The organism is Armatimonadota bacterium (assembly GCA_018268395.1).
Classification (GTDB): Bacteria; Armatimonadota; Fimbriimonadia; order Fimbriimonadales; family Fimbriimonadaceae; genus JAEURO01.
On record JAFDWQ010000009.1, the window covers coordinates 124,126 to 141,350 of the forward strand.

Sequence of the window (17,225 nt, forward strand, 5' to 3'; positions counted from 1 at the left end):
GTGCCGGAACTGCCTGAAGTCGAGACCGTCCGACGGGTGATCGAGCGGGCCCTCTTAGGGAAACGGATCGCCGTTGCCGACGTCGTCCCGGACGAAATCGTGCTGGAGGGTGTGCCCGCGGAAGTCGTCCAGGCCGCGGTCGTCGGTTCGACCGTCAAGCGCGTGGGTCGGCGGGGGAAGTACTGGTGGCTCGAGTTCGACCGGACGCCGTGGCTTTTCGGGCACTTGGGGATGGCGGGTTGGGTCCGGGACGTCACGCCCGCCGGGCACGACCGTCACCGAGTCGAGACCCGTCTGCGGGAACATGGTGCGGCACCTTTGGACGACGAATCGGGCCGACCACGGTTCCTCAAGATCCTCTTGGAATCGGAATCCGGCGACCGCATCGCAATGACGGACGGGCGGCGGCTTTCGCGACTTTGGTTGGCGGATTCGGCCGACGAAGGGGTCAAAGGCCTGGGCCCGGACATGTTGGACCAACCTTGGTCGGCGGGACCGCTGGCCGACAGGCTCCGTGGACGGTCGGCTCCGATCAAAGCCCTTCTCCTTGACCAGCGGTTGTTCGCCGGCGTCGGCAACTGGATCGCCGACGAAGTGCTCTATCAGGCCAAGATCGCACCCCAACGGCCAGCGGGGAGCCTGTCTCCGAAAGAGTTGAAGACCCTGATCGGGAAGCTCGCCGGCATACTCGAGACTTCGGTGAACGTCGACGCCGACGCGTCCAAGTACCCCTCGGACTGGCTGTTCAACCACAGGTGGGGCGGAGCAAAAGGGGTCGAACACATCCACGGGCGTCCGATCGTCCGAGAGCAAGTGGGCGGTCGCACGACCGCATGGGTCCCTTCCGTTCAGAAGTGAACACCGATCTCGCGCAGCAGCATTTGGCCTTGCTCGCCGCACCGCTGAACGACGCCTGCAATCCCCTCCTGAGTCTCGATCTCGTGGAAGAACACGGGCTGACCGTCTCGGCAAGCCCAACCGACCTGCCGCGCCGGGACGCCCATCATCAACGCGTTGGCCGGAACGTCTTTGGTCACCACGGCCCCGGCCGCGATCAGGCAGCGTTCCCCTAATGTCACTCCGCAGACGATCGTCGCGTTCGCCCCGATCGACGCGCCGCGCTTCACGGTGGTCGCCAGGTAGTGCTCTGACGTCGCCCGCGGATACTCGCACCTCGGGATCAAAACGTTCGTGAACACCATGCTCGGCCCACAGAACACATAGTCCTCAAGGACGACGCCCTCATAGAGCGACACGTTGTTCTGGATCTTGCAGTTGTCGCCGACCACGACGTTGTTCATGACGACGACGTTCTGTCCCAAGACACAGTCTCTTCCGATCTTGGCCTTGGGGAGCACATGGCTGAAGTGCCAGATCTTCGTCCCTTCTCCGATCTGAGCCCCGTCGTCAACGAAAGCGGAATCGTGGACGGTGTAACCTCGGTCTTCAGCAGTCGCGCTCATAGCGCGATTCTAGCTGGACGGCGGCCGGCCCCCGCGGGCCGGTCGTCCAAGAAAACGGGAGAACGGTATGGCGCATCGCCGGAAGACGTGGAAGGAAAAGATGGACAACGGTCGGGTTCCAGAGGTCGAGACCCTCAAGGCACCTTTCGCAGGCGCACCCGCCGGGGCGCTGATGCTCGTGTCCACGCCCAAAGAGGTCGATACCGCGATCCGGGCAATACCCAGGGGGACGTCGGTCACGGTCGCCGAATTGCGCCGCTCGCTCGCCCGAAGCCACGGCGCCGCAACGTCATGCCCGACGTCGACGTCGATCTTCGTGCGGATCTGTGCCGAGTGCGCGTTGGAAGACCTCGCGTCCGGCGCACGGCTCGAAGAGGTCGCCCCGTTCTGGCGCGTCGTCGACGCGAAGAGCCCGATCGCGGGGCGCCTCTCCTGCGGGGTCGAGAAGGTCCGCGAACTCCGGACGTCCGAGGGGCTCGAACCTTAGACGCCGAGCGCCGACGTGTCTGCGGAAAGGGTCGCGAACTGGTCGGACGGGAACGCCCTTTCCAAGATCCGGACGACCTCCAGGCCGTTGACCCCGTCGGAAACGGGCCTCTTGCCTTCGGCGCAACACTCGAGGAAGTGCTTCATCTCCAGCGTCAGCGGCTGACCTGCCCCTTCGAACACGACCGTCTCACCGTCGTTCCGGTTCGAAAGGTCGGGGTTGATCCCCTTGTCGTGGAGCGTCACCGTCTGGGTCGTCTCGTCGTAGACCAGCATGCCCTTCTCGCCGATGACGGTCAGACGGCGCTGCATCGTCGGCCACAGCCAAGACGAATGGATGTTGCCGACCACGCCGTCTTCGAACTGGAGGGTCAAACGGACGTCGTCTTCGATCGTCGGTTGAAGGACGCATTGGGCCGTGGCCGTCACGTTCTCCGGAGCGGCACCCGCCAGGTGGACGCAGACAGCGACGTCGTGCACCCCGAGGCTCCAGAGCACGTTTTCGACCTTGCGGGCCCGACCCAGGTTCAAACGGGAGTGGTTGAACGAATGGACTTTGCCGAGCCGGCCCGAAGAGACGTAGTCTTTGATGAACGTGACGGCCGGTTGGTACATCAAGAGGTGCCCGACCATCAGGATGCGCTCGTTCTCGTTCGCCAGTTCGACGAGCTCTTCCGACTCCCGGACGGACAAGGCGAGGGGCTTTTCGACGAACGTGTGCAGACCCTCGAGCAAGAACAGCTTGGCCAGCGGATGATGGACAGGGGCGGGCGCCGCGACGCACACCGCGTCGAGCCCGAGCTCGATCAGCTCTTCAGGATCGCCGACGACAGGCACGCCGTACTGCTCCCGGACTTCGTGCCTCCGCTCCGCGCTGACGTCCGAAACGCCCGCCAGCGCACCCAGTTCGTGAAGGGTCTTGACGATGTTCTTCCCCCACGCTCCTGCTCCGACGACTCCAACGTTCACACCGTCACGTTACCCGGTGGCGTCGTGTGGGCCGACGACGAGCCTCATGGTCAAGACCCCGATCCTTCGGTCTATCATCGGCCATGCTCTCGCGCCGAAAGTTCCTCGCGACGGCGGCCACCGTCGCCTTCGCAGACCACGCCCTCGCCGTCGTCGAACGGGCTTCGGAACGGACTTCGGTCGGCGCGGGTACTGCTCAGGACGAGGAGTTCTGGGCCCAGATCCAGCAGGCCTTCACGCTCGACCGCTCGATCGTAAACTTCAATAACGGCGGTGTCTGCCCGTCGCCGCGCGTCGTCCAGGACGCGATGCGCCGCCAACTGGAATACAGCAACCAGGCCCCCAGCTACACGATGTGGCGCCACCTCGAACCAGAAATCGAGCACGTCCGAAGACGGTTAGCCCGAACGTTCGGGTGCGACGCCGAAGAAGTCGCGATCACGAGGAACGCGAGCGAGGCCCTCGAAACGTGCCTCATGGGGTTCGACCTGGAGCCCGGAGACGAAGTCCTGACGACAGATCAGGACTACCCTCGGATGGTGACGACGATCCAAGCCCGTGAACGCCGCCACGGCATCAAGATGGTGCAGGTTCCTGTTCCCGCCGCGCCGAGGTCGAAGAAGGAAATCGTCGACGCCTTTACGTCCGGATTGACCCCGAAGACGAAGATGGTCCTCGTCAGCCAGGTCGTGTTCATGACGGGTCAGATCAATCCCGTCCACGACGTCGTCGAGCTGGGGCGGCGCCATGGCGTCCCGGTCATCGTCGACGGCGCCCATGCTTTTGCCCAGTATCCGTTCACCTGGAAAGAGCTGGGTTGCGACTATTACGGAACGTCGCTCCATAAGTGGCTGATGGCGCCGGTCGGAACGGGCATGCTCGCCGTCCGAAAGGACAAGATCGAGAAGCTCTGGCCCTTGATGGCAGCGGGCTCGACGCAGGACAAAGACGTCCGCAAGTTCGAAGAGATCGGGACGCACCCGGCCGCGAACCATAACGCCATCGCTGAAGCCCTGACGTTCCACGAGATGATCGGTGCCGGACGCAAGGCGGACCGGCTCCGCTATCTTCGCAGCCGATGGACCGACGTCCTCCGGGAGGAGAAGAACGTCGTCTTCCACACGAACCTCGATCCTCAGTTCTCGTGCGGCCTGACGACCGTCCAGATCAAAGGCGTCCCGCCTGGCGACCTTGCGGCATGGCTGCTCGAAAAGAAAGGGATCTTTGTGACAGGCATCGGCCATCCCTCCTTCGAAGGCATCCGTGTGACGCCCAACGTCTACACGACTCTGGACGAGATCGACCGGTTCCGAGAAGCGATGCTCGAGGCCGCCCGCCAAGGGATCGCGTGAAGCCCGTCAACTAAGGCAAGGCAAGGAAGGGGAGGCGAGAGTTCCAGGGGGCTCCGCTGCCGACCGGGCCCAAGAGGACTGTCCGGAACGGGGAGCGAGGAACGGGTATGATCGCGGCCTGCATGACCGGCATCGGCCAGAACCCGTTCGAGGTTCAGCTTGGAAACGTCAACTTCCAGGCCGCCGCTGTCACGTCCGTCCGACGAGGCCGACGACGAATCTAGGGGATTTGCCCTAGGACGCACCCGACCGGACGACGACGTTCCCGACAGGTACCCGCAAATCCCCCAGAAGCGACCTACCGCTGACTTTGCCCACCGCCGGGCACCGGACGATTCCTGTCGAACACCATGGTCAAACCCGACTATGCGGCGGTCACCGCCGTTCATCAAAAGCCGCTCTTCGACGCGCCCCAGCATGCCGTCAAACCCAAACACGTCCTCTCGTCGACCGATCTGACGGCCGACGAAATCCGCCTCGTCCTGGATACCGCCAAGCTTCAAAAGGCTCTCCGCTCCAAGGGAGGCGCGACCATCGAGCCTGTCGAGAACAGGCTGCTCGCGATGATCTTCGAGAAGCAGTCGCTTCGCACAAGGGTCTCGTTCGAAACCGCCGCTTTCGAGCTCGGGGGCCACGGTGTCTATCTGACGAAGAACGACATCGAAATGGGCAAGCGTGAGTCGATCGCCGACACCGCCCGTGTCCTCTCGAACTGGTGCTCGATGATCGTCGCCCGCCTCTATAAGCAGGAAGACATCGAAGAACTGGCCGCCTGGTCGTCCGTACCCGTGATCAACGCGCTGACCGACGCCGAGCACCCCTGCCAGGCCCTCGCCGACTTGCTGACCTTAGAAGAAGTCTTTGGAAGCCAGAAGCTCAAGCTCGTGTGGATCGGAGACGGGAACAACGTCGCGAACAGCTTTGCCGTCACCGCTGCCCGACTCGGACACGATGTCGTGGTCTGCACTCCCGCGGGCTACGAGGCCACCGACCACGTTTACGGCTTCCCGAACGTGACGGCCAGCTACAGCCCGGCAGAAGCCGTCGTCGGAGCACACGCCGTCATCACCGACGTGTGGGTGAGCATGGGACAAGAGGAAGAGACCGAGACCCGCATGCGGAGGTTCGCGAAGTTCCAGGTCAACGAAGAGCTCCTAGGTTTGGCGGACCCGTCCGCCGTGTTCCTCCACTGCCTTCCCGCCGTCCGCGGCCTAGAGGTCACCGACGGTGTCATCGACGGTGACCGATCGGTCGTGTTCCAGCAATCGGACAACCGCCTCCACGCCCAAAAGGCCCTCATGAGCCTTATCTTCGACGGGGTGCTCGCGTGAAGAAGGCGCTCGTCGTCTATAGTGGCGGCCTCGATACGACCGTCTGTGTCCCGGTCCTCCTGAGCGAGGGGTTCAGTGACGTCCACACCGTCACCGTCGACGTCGGCCAACCCGCCGAGGACATCGCGCAAGCCGGCGCACGTGCCGCGCAACTCGGAACGACCCACACGGTCGTCGACGTCAAGAAGGAGTTCGCCGAGGTCTACTGCATGACCGCCGTGGCCATGAACGCGGACTACTTCGGCTACCCGCTGTCGACCGCCATCGCCCGGCCCCTGATCGCGAAAAAGGCGGCCGAGACCGCGGTCGAATGCGGCCCCTTCGACGCCATCGTCCATGGCTGCACGGGCAAGGGCAACGACCAGTTCCGGATCGAATTCGGACTCCGCTTGCACGTGCCCCACATCCCGATCAAAGCGCCCGTACGCGAACGCAACTGGACCCGGTCGGAAGAGATCGAATACGCAGAGCAGGTCGGCGCTCCGATCGGTCAGTCCAAGGACAAGATCTGGAGCATCGACGAGAACCTCTGGGGGCGCTCGATCGAAGGCGGCCTGCTCGAAGACCCGGACACGGCGCCGCCCGAGGAGATCTTCCAGTGGACGTCGTCGTTCGACGTGGCCCCCAACGAGCCTCAGACCGTCGAAATCTCCTTCCAACACGGTGTTCCCGTCGCGATCGACGGCTTGGAACTCAGCCCGCTCGAGATCGTCCAGTTCGCCAACCGGTTGGCGGGCCATCACGGCGTCGGCCGGATCGACATGATGGAAGACCGCATGATCGGCATGAAAGTCCGCGAGAACTACGAATGCCCCGGCGCCGCCCTGCTCATCCGCGCCCACAAAGAACTGGAGGGCCATATCTCGACGGGCGCCGAGCGGAAGTTCAAGGCGATGGTCGACCAGCAGTGGGCCGAGCTCGCCTATTGCGGACTTTGGGGCGACCCGTTGTTCGAGGACCTCGTCGCGTTCTCGCAGAGCGTCCAGAAGCGGGTCAGCGGCTCGGTCAAGGTCAAGCTGTTCAAAGGCGGCATGACCGTGGTCGGAAGGCAGAGCCCGTACGGGCTCTACAACGAGGCCGTCGCCAGCTTCGATGACGCGACGTTCTCCCAATCGGCCATGGAAGGGATGGTCAAGGCGCACGGACTGTCCAGCCTGATGCACGCGAGGCTCCTCACATGAGCCGCCCCAAGTTGTGGGGCGGAGCCTTCGACACCGCCCCAGACGACTTGGCCTGGTCGTTCGGCCAGAGCCTCGCGACCGACGTGACCTTGTTCGAGGAGGAGTTCGAGGTTTCGCTCGCCCACGCCGCCATGCTGGCCGAGTGCGGGATCGTCTCCGATGCCGAAGGGCAGACGCTCGTCGGCGGCCTCAACACCGTGCGCGCCAGCGTCCTCTCGGGAACGATCACGCTTCCGAAAGGAGCGGAGGACCTGCACGGGGCCGTGGAAGCCCTGCTCGAAGAAGCCGTCGGTGAGACCGCTAAGCGCCTTCACGCAGGACGGAGCCGCAACGACCAGATCGTCACGATGACCAAGCTCTGGCTCCGGAAACGCTGCCACGAAACCGTCGCCTCGATCCATGAGGCACAGGGAACGCTCCTCCGCCTGGCGAAGCGCCACCGCTCGGCACTGATGCCCGGCTACACCCACCAACAGCCGGCCCAGCCCGTGACGTTGGGATACCTTCTCCTAGCGTACTTCTGGATGCTTCAAAGGGACAAAGTGCGGTTCCTCGCCCTTCAAGACAGTCTCGGACTGTGTCCGATGGGGTCGTCGGCGCTAGCGGGCACGTCCCTTCCGATCGACCGGACCTCCGTGGCCCTTGAACTCGGTTTCGCCGGGCCCACGCCCAACGCCCTGGACTCGGTCAGCGACCGTGACTTTGTCGGCGACGCCCTCCATGCGTGCGCGACGTTGATGCAGCACCTCTCGCGCATCTGTCAGGAGATCGTCCTGTTCTCGACCGCCGAGTTCGGGTTCTTAACGCTCGACGACGCGTTCTCGACGGGCAGCAGCATCATGCCTCAAAAGCGAAATCCGGACTTTGCGGAGTTGGTCCGGGGAAGGACGGGGCGCGTGATCGGGCACTGGACGGCGTTCATGTGCACGATGAAGGCATTGCCCTTGGGTTACAACCGGGACCAACAGGAGGACAAGCCGCCCCTCTTCGATGCGGTCAAGACGAGCCTGGACTCGTTGGAACTGACGGCGTCCATGCTCAAGACGGCGGACTTCCATACCGACCGCATGGCGGAAGCCGCGGAAAACGGCCACCCGTCCGCCACGCTCGTGGCCGAACGGCTCGTCGCGCTAGGCGTCCCCTTCCGGGAGGCCCACGAGACGGTCGGAGGATGGGTCAAGTCGTGCCGGGCCTCCGGTCGAGCGATCACCGCCGACTCGAAAGGCGTCGATCCCCGACTGGCAGAAGCCTTGTCCGGCGTGTCCACCGTTGCGGCCGTCGATTCCCGGGACAGCCACGGAGGGACGTCTCCTCAGGCCATCGACGAACAGTTCTCCGCCGCACAAGCGGCCCTTGACCTTCACCACTTGGTGTCCGAACCGAACAGACCATGAACGAGATTTTTGAAGCCATCGACGCTCTGACCTGCCAAGAGGCCATGGACTTGACCCATGACTACGGCGCGCACAACTACCATCCGCTCCCTGTGAACATCGTCCGCGCTAAAGGCGCATTGGCTTGGGACGGGGCTGGGAACGAGTACTACGACTGCATCGGCTCTTACTCGGCGGTAGCGAACGGTCACCTCAGCGACGCCGTCGTCGGGGCCCTGAAACGGCAACTGGACAAAGTGACCCTCACGAGCCGCGCGGTCTATACGAGCGAGATGGCGCTGTTCCTCAAGCAACTTTGCGACTTCACAGGCATGGAAGCGGCCTGTCCGATGAACACGGGCGCTGAAGCGGTCGAAACCGCGATCAAGATCGCCCGGAAATGGGCGTACACGGTCAAAGGCGTCCCAGTCGGGCAAGCGGAGATCGTCACCGCCGAAGGCAACTTCCACGGACGCACGACGACCATCGTGTCCTTCTCGACCGAACCCCAGTACAAAGACCACTTCGGCCCGTTGACCCCCGGATTCTTGACCGTCCCGTTCGGTGACGTCGAAGCCCTCGAGGCGGCGATCACGCCGAACACCGCCGCCGTCCTGTTGGAGCCCGTCCAAGCCGAAGGCGGCATCGTGTTCCCGCCCGAGGGGTTCCTTGCCCAAGTCCGCCGAACCTGCACCGAGAACAACGTCCTCTTGATCTGGGACGAGATCCAGACGGGCTTCTGCAGGACGGGCGAACGCTTCGCCTGGCAGCACGAAGACGCCAAACCCGACATGATGTGCCTGGGCAAAGCTCTGGGCGGAGGGTTGATGCCGGTGTCGGCCGTCGTCGGTTCCCGTGATGCGCTTGGAGTCTTCGTGCCCGGTGACCACGGCTCGACGTTCGGCGGTAATCCGCTCGCTTCGGTCGTCGCCATGGCCGCCATGAAAGAGATGACCGACCTCGGCCTGTCGGCACGGTCCGCCGCCCTCGGCGCTCGGATGGCCACGGCCCTCTCGGAGCTCGGCGCGGACGTCGTCGAAGACGTCCGGGGCCAGGGCCTCCTCGTCGGGCTCGAAGTCAAGGAAGGCGTGGACACGGAGGCCCTGACGAAAGCGTTCCTTGCGAACGGCGTCCTGACCAAGGAGACCCGTGCCCGAACGTTCCGCTTCGCCCCTCCCCTCACCTTGACCGAGGACGAGCTCGACGACATCGTCGCCCGCATCGGCAAGGCGTTGGGGACCGTCGCAGGTACCGTGACCCTCGCGGTCTGAGCCGCACGGAGCGATGCCCGGTGATTTCAAAAAAAGAACCGGGCGTCGCCGCCCGGCCGATGAATGCAGTCTTGTAGATGTGTGTCCCTCTTCGGGATCTGTCGGCTTGCTGCTCTAGACCTTTTCAGCATCGACATCGGCCGTGCCAGGTCGTAAGCGAAGCTTTTGGCCTTGCGGCCATTGATCAAAACTATACATCAATATCAAAATTATGTGGATTGTGCAATGGGACTACCAAGGTGCGATTCTGCAAAATTGCGGTGCGAGCACCTCACGTTGGAGCAGATCAAAAGCGTCAAGCAAGGGTAGATTGGACCTGTGACGACGGCGATCCTCACACTGGCCATGTCCTTAACACTGTCGCAGTCCGGGCCCGCCCCGATCCCTACGAAGCGGCAGTTGGCTTGGCACCGGATGGAGGTGTACGGGTTCCTTCACTTCACCACGAACACCTTCACCGACCGTGAATGGGGCCAAGGCGACGAGCCGGAGAGCGTGTTCGCACCGACCGACTTCAGCGCCGACCAGATCGTGGACGTCGCCAAACGCGCCGGGATGAAGGGACTCATCCTCACCGCGAAACACCACGACGGCTTCTGCCTCTGGCCTACGAAGACCACCGGCCACAACGTTTCGAAAAGCCCGTTCGGGAAGGACGTGGTCAGGCTCGTGAGCGACGCGTGCCGCAAGGCCGGGCTCAAGTTCGGCGTCTACCTCTCGCCATGGGACCGCCACGATGCCCGCTACGGCCGGCCCGAGTACGTCGAAACGTACCGCGCCCAACTCAAAGAACTGTTGACAGGCTACGGTCCGATTTTCGAAGTCTGGCACGACGGGGCTAACGGGGGCGACGGCTACTACGGCGGTGCCCGAGAAACCCGGAAGATCGACGCCTCCACGTACTACGGTTGGCCCGAGACATGGGCGATCGTGCGGCGGCTCCAACCCGACGCCGTGATCTTCAGCGACGCCGGGCCCGACGTCCGATGGGTCGGCAACGAGAGCGGATTCGCCGGTGACCCGTGCTGGGCGACCTACACGCCGAGCGGCCCAAAAGAGGGCGTCGCGCCGGCCCCCGGCCTGACGAAGTACCAAGACGGCGAACACGGCCACGTCGACGGCCAGTACTGGATGCCAGCCGAGTGCGACGTCTCGATCCGCCCCGGCTGGTTCTGGCATGAAAAGGAGAACGACAAGGTCAAGACGCCGCAACAGCTCAAGGACTTGTATTTCAGGTCTGTCGGACGCGGCGCGTCGTTCCTCTTGAACGTGCCCCCGGACCGAAGGGGCCGCATCCATCCCAACGACGAAAAGGCCCTGATCGGGTTCAAGAGACTGCTCGACGAGGCCTTCGCCCACGACCTTGCGAAGACGGCGAAGACGGTCAGTGCGACGAACGTGAGGGACGGGCAGCATTCGGCCGCGAAGGCGACGGACGGCGACACGGCCACGTTTTGGGCGCTTCCTGAGCGCACGTCGAAGGGCTCGCTCGAGATGCGTTTCGCAAAGCCGGTCGCGTTCGACACCGTCAGGATCAGGGAAGCCATCGCGCTCGGTCAGCGCATCCGGCGCGTCGAAGTTTCGGCCTTGATCGGGTCGATGTGGCGGACGGTGGCCGAAGCCGAGTCGGTCGGCAACTGCCGGCTCTTCCAGATCGGACCGGTCACGACCACCAAGGTCCGCTTCACGTTCCAGGGGACTGGGGCCGCCGTCAGCGAGATCGGCCTGTTCCTCGATCCGAACAAAGCCCCCTAGGCGCATCCGGTCGCCTTCCCGGGGCCTGCACGCCACGTCGCCGGCACACGCTTGGCACACGGTTGGCACACGCTCGGCACACGGAACGGTCTGCCAAGGGAGAGGCGCGTGTGAGGCCGAAGGGTCGATGGCCCGATGAGCGTCCGGTCACGCAGAGACGTGTTCGACGGGCTCGTGGACGTAACCCACGAGTTCTTTCGCGCGCGACCAGTTCGCCGCCACGAACAGGCACAAGAACCCTCCCAGAGCCACGGAGAAACGGACGCCCTTCCAGTCGGCGACGGCGCCGGCCTCGAAGTCGCCCAATTGGGGCCCGGAAATGTGGAACAGGCTGCTCGTGGCGTTCATCCGGCCGCGCAATTCGTCGGGCGTCGCGAGTTGACGGATGGTCTGCCTCAGCACCGTGCTCACCATATCGGCCGCACCGACCGCGGCCAGGCTGAGACAAGCGGTCACGATATGGTTCGAAAACCCGAAGCAGACCGTAAAGAAGCCATAGCAGGCGATCATCGACACGACCCATCGCCCTTGTCGATGGACCGTGGGCAGCCACGTTAGGACCGTCGCAGCGATCAAGGCCCCCACGCCGGACGATGCCGCCAACATGCCGTATCCGCCCGGGCCCAGGTGCAAGACCGTCGCTGCGAAGGCGGGCAGGACGGCCTCGGCGCCTGAAAAGAACGTGGCCCAAAAATCGAGCCACATCGCTTGGCGGACGACCGGAGTCGCGTTCACGAACCGCAGTCCTTCCTTGATCAGTCCGAAAACCTCGCGTACGTTCTTCGGGTGCTCGCCTTCCGCCGGAGGCGTCGGCGGCACGAACCACACTGCCACGAGCACGGCGACGAACGACAGGACGTTGAAGGCGTAGCACAACGAGAGCCCACTTACAGGCAACTTGCCGTTCAGCATGAGGAAGCCGCCCGCAATGACGGGCCCGAGCACGTCGCTCAGCCTCCACGCGACACCGTTCATGCTCGCCGCGTTCGGAAAGTCCTTCAGTGGTACGAGGCCGACCTGAAGGGCTTGACGTGCGGGCCCGTCGAACGACCTCGCGACGGCGTTCACGGCGACGAGCAGATAGAGCGGGACGACGGACGTGCTCCCGGTCAAGCTATGGGCCAGCAGCATCAACGACACGGCCGCCATGCAGCTCTGGGTCAGAAGGAGGACCTTGCGCCGGTCGGCACGGTCGGCGACGACCCCTCCGAACAAGGAGAACACGAGCAGAGGTACGACGCGCGCGATCGCGAGCAGGCCGACCATGGCGCTCAAGCCCGTGATGTCGAAGACGTGCCACATGAGCGCGGCGGACTGCACCATGTTGCCCACGTTGCTCACGAAACTGCCCGCAAGGTAGTTACGGAACGCCCGGTGGCGGAGGGCAGGGGGCAGCTTCACTGGACACCAGTTTGCCTAAGCCGGCGCCGTCTGCGGGTCAATGGGGCCCTCCGAGCCGCTCGGCTATGCTACGCACATGGTCCTGACGACCGTCGCAGCGATAGCCCTGGCGCCCAAGTGGGTCAGCCTCTTTAACGGAAAGGACTTGGACGGGTGGACGCCGAAGATCAAAGGCTACGACCTCGGTGTCAATTTCGGCGACACCTTTCGTGTGGAGCACGGAGTGATCAAAGTCGGCTATGACAAGTACGAGGGCGAGTTCCGCGAGCGGTTCGGGCACTTGTTTTATAAGAAAACCTTTAAGAATTACACATTAAGGTTGGAGTACCGGTTCACGGGCGAACAATGCCCCGGCGGACCAGGGTGGGCCTGGAGGAACAGCGGCGTGATGATCCACGGCCAGGACCCGAAGACGATGCGGAAGGGGCAAGACTTCCCGGTCTCGATCGAGGTGCAACTGCTCGGAGGCCCGAAAGAAGGCGAGCGCCACACGGGGAACGTCTGTACGCCAGGGACGAACATCGTCTACCTCGGGGTCTTCCATACCCAGCACTGCACGGACTCCGATTCGGACACATACCCGGGCGACCGATGGGTCAAGGCTGAGATCGAGGTGCACGGTAACGGTCTGATCGTCCACAGGATCGAGGGCAAAGAAGTCATCCGGTACGAGAAGGCCCAGCTCGACCCGAACGATCAGGACGGGGCGGCCCTTTTGATGGGCCGTAAGGACGCGATGCTGGACTCCGGCACCATCTCGCTCCAATCGGAATCGCACCCGTGCGAGTTCCGGAAGATCGAGATCATGGAGCTGGCGGAGTAGCTTTCCCGGCCGGACCGGATCCGATCTCTTGAAGGACCAAGGACGCCCAGCCTCCCTCTCTTGGAAGCGGCGATGCGATCAGCGGCCTGACGCTTTCGAGCCACGCGGCCCGCGCGCGGGTTTCGAGGACGAGACAAGCCGTCGCCAGGACACCGAAGTAGTCTCCGATCGCTTCATTGGCGTGGACAAGCTCGACGCAGCGCTGTTCGAATTCCCGTAGGCTGGCCAGCGACGTATCGACGAAGGCCAAGCGGTCGGACTCGGGCAGGACGCCTAAGAAGAAGCACCTCAACCTCAGCAGGTCGGCGGTGTGGGCGACGTCCATCATCGGGACCTCGGGGCCCGTCCACTCTTTCAAGACCGATTCGCCGGCTGCCGTCACCGAGACGAGACCGTCGTCCGACTTGCGCAAGAGGCCGAGTTTGAGCAGGCGGTTGACGATCGAATAGGCCGTTCCCGCACGGGAGCGGTGGAAGGTCGACTCCGAGAGCGAGAGCTCCTTCATGACGACGTACACCGAGCAAGGCCCGCGCAGCCATGTCAGCCCGAGGACGGTCATCTCGACGGTCGTGAAGGGTCTTTCGGCCATGTCACCATCTTGCAGGAACGCAGGAAGTATTACATAATGTAATAGTCCTCATGCCCGTCCTTTTCGCGCCCGCGCTCGTCTCGTCGTTCTTTGCACCCGACCTGCCCAGGCGGGGAGTGCTCGGCGTACCTTTTTCTCCGGCATCTGAAGAACAGGCGGCGAAATCTGGACTCGCGAAGGGCGAAGGTCTCGTCGTCGGAAAGCCGATCGCCGGGTTGACGGGTGCCAAGGCAGGACTCCAGCCGGGCGACGTTATCGTGAAGATCAATGAGAGGACGGCCAAGGCTCAAGGTCTCGGAGAGTGGGTGCGGACGCTTCCTAGTGGCGGCAAGGTGACCTTTACGGTCGAACGGGCCGGCAAGCGGCTCGAGCTCTCCTCCGCTTTGACCGAACGTCCGCGCGATCCGGGCAACGAGCGGTTCAGCGTCGAATACCGGCACGTGACCAGCCACGGGGCACGAATGCGCACGATCGTCACCAAGCCGAAGAAGGCGGGCAAGCATCCTGGCCTCTTGTTCATCCAAGGCTTCTCCCCCGTCTCCTATGACTACGTCCTCGCTGACGCGACGGGCGACGTGAGCACGATCGACGGCCCGATCCTTTTCGACATGGCCGACTCGGGGTTCGTGACGATGCGCGTCGAGAAGCCCGGCGTCGGGGACAGCGAAGGCGGGCCTTTCGCGACCATGGACTTCATGACCGAGTACGACATCTATGTCAAGGCTGCAGAGCAGCTCATGGACTGTCCTGAGGTCGACAAAGACAACGTCTTCATCTTCGGACACAGCATGGGCGGCTCGTTCGGGCCTATGGTGGCCTGCGACACTAAGGTGAAGGGCCTGATCGTCTACGGGACGGCGGGCCGGACTTGGTTCGAGTACCTGATGGACACGATCCGGTACCAAGGTCTGGTCGCCGGGCAGTCCTACGAGGCCGCCGACGACGACGCTCGCAGCGGAGCCCGGTTAATGGCGTTGGCGATGATCGAGAAGCAGTCCCCCGACGCGATCAAGAAGAGCCATCCTGACCTTGCGCCCTTGGTGGACGCCTATTTCCCGAACGGGCTGTTCAACGGCAAGACGCTCGACTTCTGGCGACAACTCAACGACACGAACTTTGCGCGCTACTGGGCGAAGTGCGGTTCGCACGTGCTGGCCGTCCGCGGAGAATCGGACTTCGTGACGTACGACGCCGACCATAAGTTGATCGCAGACATCGTCAACCGGGCGAATCCAGGGTACGGCACGTTCAAGATCGAACCGAAGTCCGACCACCTGTTCCACGAGTTCGCGACCGAGCAAGAGAGCCTCAAGAACTTTCAGCGGGGAAGGTTCAACAAGTCGTTCGCAAAAACGATGAAGGACTGGATCGCGCAAGTCATGTCCGGTTAGACCGACCGTTCTGCGCGGCGCCCTAACCCGGGCGCTGGAACGAGTGGGCCCACTTTGCGGTCAAAGCCAGGTAGGCCGACAAGAAGAGCGACTTCTTCAGATTCGTCGCGATCAAGCGGTCGATGGCGGCAGCGTCCTGACCGTGAGAACGTTTCCTATGGAGCGGTGCACCGGCGAGGAACGTCGGGAGGAGGCTTCCGGCTCCGGAACCGGGCTCTCGACCTTAAGTGCCTCATGGCCGTCTTGCGACGCTTGGACCAGACTTGCCACACGGCCAAGCGGTGCTTCTGAAAGGACGTCCTCCCAAGTGGCGTGGCGGACGGGCTCCTTCTTAGCCTAGGGCCAGGTCGCGGATCCGTCGCCGTGTCAGGTGCCAGACGGCCGTCTTCCCGATCCCCTTCAACTCCAAGTCGAACGGGCCATCGAACTCGTAGGTTTCCGCGAGGGCGTCGCGGACCGCGTCCGAGACGGCGATGGTGCCGGGTAAGGCCGAGCCTTCCAAGCGCGACGCCAGGTTCACGGTCGGCCCCCAAAGGTCGTACATCAGACGTTCGGTGCCCAATACTCCGGCGATGACGGGCCCCGTGTGGAAACCGATCCGGACGTCCACCCCGACGACGTTGGCCGTTCCTCGGAGTTCCAGGGCCAGATCGGCGACTTGGGCGACGTGGTTTTCGCACGGGTCAGGGATCCCGCCGGCCACCATGTAGCAGTCGCCGATGGTCTTGATCTTCACCACTTCGAACTGCTGGACCAAGGCGTCGAACCGGGAAAAGAGGTCGTTCAGCAGGCCGACGACGGTCTCAGGCGGCTTGCTGGCTGCAAACGGAGTAAAGCCTGTGATGTCGCAGAACAGCACGGTAGCCGCCTGGTGGTGTTCGGCGATGATGCCCGGCGCCGTGGCAAGACGGTCCGCAATGGACGGCGGAAGCACGTTCCTGACCAGTTCCTTGGACCTCTCCTTCTCCGCTACGAGCGAGCGCTCCAACAAGAAGCTTCTCCGGTCCCGCATTTCATTGAGATACGAGGCCAAGCACAGAAAGACCGCTTCCGCCACCAGGAACACGAAGAGCAAAGTGGAGGCGCCGTTCCACATGTCACGGTAACTGAACGTCCAAGCCCTCGCTGCCACCATCGACGCGCAGACGAGGAGCGCGATCCGAAACCTTGTCTGAAGCGTCGCGACGATGATGATCAGGTACAGCAGATTGATAATGATCCCGGCGGCAGGATCCGGCGACTTTGAAGTCAGTCCGACGGCCACCTGGCTCAGGACAGCGGCGATCGCAAGCGACGGCGTGGCGAAGTGCCTCAGCCTGTGCGCGTAGGCCATCCCGAGCAGGACGAAGAAGAACGCCGTAAACGAGATGTCCACGATCGCGGTCGCAGGATCGTTGGACGGCTTTCGTGCCACCACTCCGAGCAACCCGAAGAAGGCTAGGAACGCGAACACGATCCGGACCCGGCCGATGGTGGCCCCCGTGTGCTGCTCGGTGAACGCGGCTTCTAGCTCGGGCTCGAACCGAAGCTTCCGCACGCTACGGAGCTGGTCTGGGCTGAGCGCCTCGTCTCTCTCCTCTTTCACGATCTGGGGCAAGGGTACCGCAGCCGTCTTTTCAGTCGGGCTTTGCCTCGAAGGCCAAAACGGGGAGAGGGGACGCTCGGTGTCGAAGACGTCGGGATCGAAGGTCCGAAACGGTCTTACCGTTCGAAGCGGTGGAGATTACAGGACGCGTTTCGAGCGGTTTTGCATTTGATGCTCCGAATCGGGGGAACGTTCGAGGACTGAAATCGTTAATCGAGAGTCCAATCGTTCGAGTACAGATGTCGAGTCGACGTA

15 protein-coding genes are annotated in these 17,225 nt (G+C 63.4%); 10 read left to right on the plus strand and 5 right to left on the minus strand.

The annotated features are described in order from the left end of the window. Positions 1-858 (plus strand): hypothetical protein, encoded by an 858-nt coding sequence (locus JST30_14185; GenBank protein ID MBS1715475.1) that lies wholly within the window; start codon positions 1-3, stop codon positions 856-858. On the opposite strand, the gene JST30_14190 is transcribed toward JST30_14185, so the two are convergent. Further along, the gene (locus JST30_14190) at positions 849-1,463 is read right to left on the minus strand and encodes an N-acetyltransferase (protein MBS1715476.1); all 615 of its coding nucleotides are present in this window, start codon (positions 1,461-1,463) and stop codon (positions 849-851) included. The two genes, JST30_14185 and JST30_14190, sit on opposite strands and share 10 nt — an antisense overlap. 67 nt (positions 1,464-1,530) lie before the next feature. Here JST30_14190 and JST30_14195 point away from each other — a divergent pair, with 67 nt between their 5' ends. Further along, positions 1,531-1,950, plus strand: coding sequence for an MGMT family protein (locus JST30_14195; protein ID MBS1715477.1), 420 nt, complete (start codon positions 1,531-1,533; stop codon positions 1,948-1,950). On the opposite strand, the gene JST30_14200 is transcribed toward JST30_14195, so the two are convergent. Next, complete coding sequence (locus JST30_14200; GenBank protein ID MBS1715478.1) at positions 1,947-2,918, minus strand: Gfo/Idh/MocA family oxidoreductase; 972 nt, start codon at positions 2,916-2,918, stop codon at positions 1,947-1,949. The two genes, JST30_14195 and JST30_14200, sit on opposite strands and share 4 nt — an antisense overlap. 83 nt (positions 2,919-3,001) lie before the next feature. Here JST30_14200 and JST30_14205 point away from each other — a divergent pair, with 83 nt between their 5' ends. The 6 genes from JST30_14205 (at position 3,002) to JST30_14230 (ending at position 11,181) form a co-directional block, all read left to right on the plus strand. Then, positions 3,002-4,270: an aminotransferase class V-fold PLP-dependent enzyme gene (locus JST30_14205; GenBank protein MBS1715479.1), complete on the plus strand. Its 1,269-nt coding sequence runs from the start codon at positions 3,002-3,004 to the stop codon at positions 4,268-4,270. Between the two features lie 350 nt (positions 4,271-4,620). Beyond that, entirely contained in the window at positions 4,621-5,601 is a 981-nt protein-coding gene (gene argF, locus JST30_14210) for an ornithine carbamoyltransferase (protein MBS1715480.1), read from the plus strand. Next, positions 5,598-6,782: an argininosuccinate synthase gene (locus JST30_14215; GenBank protein MBS1715481.1), complete on the plus strand. Its 1,185-nt coding sequence runs from the start codon at positions 5,598-5,600 to the stop codon at positions 6,780-6,782. The genes argF and JST30_14215 overlap by 4 nt, the downstream gene beginning before the upstream one ends. Then, entirely contained in the window at positions 6,779-8,176 is a 1,398-nt protein-coding gene (argH, locus tag JST30_14220) for an argininosuccinate lyase (protein MBS1715482.1), read from the plus strand. The genes JST30_14215 and argH overlap by 4 nt, the downstream gene beginning before the upstream one ends. Before the next feature lie 17 nt (positions 8,177-8,193). Further along, positions 8,194-9,426, plus strand: a complete 1,233-nt coding sequence (gene rocD / locus JST30_14225; GenBank protein MBS1715483.1) for an ornithine--oxo-acid transaminase — start codon at positions 8,194-8,196, stop codon at positions 9,424-9,426. Between the two features lie 345 nt (positions 9,427-9,771). Beyond that, positions 9,772-11,181: an alpha-L-fucosidase gene (locus JST30_14230; GenBank protein MBS1715484.1), complete on the plus strand. Its 1,410-nt coding sequence runs from the start codon at positions 9,772-9,774 to the stop codon at positions 11,179-11,181. A gap of 147 nt (positions 11,182-11,328) precedes the next feature. On the opposite strand, the gene JST30_14235 is transcribed toward JST30_14230, so the two are convergent. After that, positions 11,329-12,582 carry an MFS transporter gene (locus tag JST30_14235; protein ID MBS1715485.1) on the minus strand — a complete coding sequence of 418 codons (1,254 nt, stop codon included), beginning with the start codon at positions 12,580-12,582 and terminating at the stop codon, positions 11,329-11,331. A 40-nt stretch (positions 12,583-12,622) separates the two neighbouring features. On the opposite strand from JST30_14235, the gene JST30_14240 reads away from it, so the two are divergent. After that, positions 12,623-13,405: a DUF1080 domain-containing protein gene (locus JST30_14240; GenBank protein ID MBS1715486.1), complete on the plus strand. Its 783-nt coding sequence runs from the start codon at positions 12,623-12,625 to the stop codon at positions 13,403-13,405. Here the strand turns inward: JST30_14240 and JST30_14245 are convergent. After that, the gene (locus JST30_14245; protein ID MBS1715487.1) at positions 13,386-13,994 is read right to left on the minus strand and encodes a hypothetical protein; all 609 of its coding nucleotides are present in this window, start codon (positions 13,992-13,994) and stop codon (positions 13,386-13,388) included. The genes JST30_14240 and JST30_14245 overlap by 20 nt on opposite strands. Before the next feature lie 50 nt (positions 13,995-14,044). Between JST30_14245 and JST30_14250 the strand changes: the two genes are divergently transcribed. Further along, a complete protein-coding gene (locus JST30_14250) occupies positions 14,045-15,385 on the plus strand; it encodes a PDZ domain-containing protein (GenBank protein MBS1715488.1) in 1,341 nt (446 codons plus the stop codon). Positions 15,386-15,716: 331 nt separating this feature from the next. Here JST30_14250 and JST30_14255 read toward each other — a convergent pair whose 3' ends face one another. Next, positions 15,717-16,970: an adenylate/guanylate cyclase domain-containing protein gene (locus tag JST30_14255; GenBank protein ID MBS1715489.1), complete on the minus strand. Its 1,254-nt coding sequence runs from the start codon at positions 16,968-16,970 to the stop codon at positions 15,717-15,719. Positions 16,971-17,225: the final 255 nt, after the last annotated feature.

What these genes read in the sequence shown, in the direction of transcription:
- JST30_14230 (MBS1715484.1), top strand. Translation starts at nt 9,772, where the DNA reads ATGTCCTTAACACTGTCGCAGTCCGGGCCCGCCCCGATCCCTACGAAG.
- JST30_14190 (MBS1715476.1), bottom strand. Translation starts at nt 1,463, where the DNA reads ATGAGCGCGACTGCTGAAGACCGAGGTTACACCGTCCACGATTCCGCT.
- JST30_14240 (MBS1715486.1), top strand. Translation starts at nt 12,623, where the DNA reads ATGGGGCCCTCCGAGCCGCTCGGCTATGCTACGCACATGGTCCTGACG.
- JST30_14250 (MBS1715488.1), top strand. Translation starts at nt 14,045, where the DNA reads ATGCCCGTCCTTTTCGCGCCCGCGCTCGTCTCGTCGTTCTTTGCACCC.
- argF (MBS1715480.1), top strand. Translation starts at nt 4,621, where the DNA reads ATGGTCAAACCCGACTATGCGGCGGTCACCGCCGTTCATCAAAAGCCG.
- JST30_14205 (MBS1715479.1), top strand. Translation starts at nt 3,002, where the DNA reads ATGCTCTCGCGCCGAAAGTTCCTCGCGACGGCGGCCACCGTCGCCTTC.
- JST30_14195 (MBS1715477.1), top strand. Translation starts at nt 1,531, where the DNA reads ATGGCGCATCGCCGGAAGACGTGGAAGGAAAAGATGGACAACGGTCGG.
- JST30_14245 (MBS1715487.1), bottom strand. Translation starts at nt 13,994, where the DNA reads ATGGCCGAAAGACCCTTCACGACCGTCGAGATGACCGTCCTCGGGCTG.
- argH (MBS1715482.1), top strand. Translation starts at nt 6,779, where the DNA reads ATGAGCCGCCCCAAGTTGTGGGGCGGAGCCTTCGACACCGCCCCAGAC.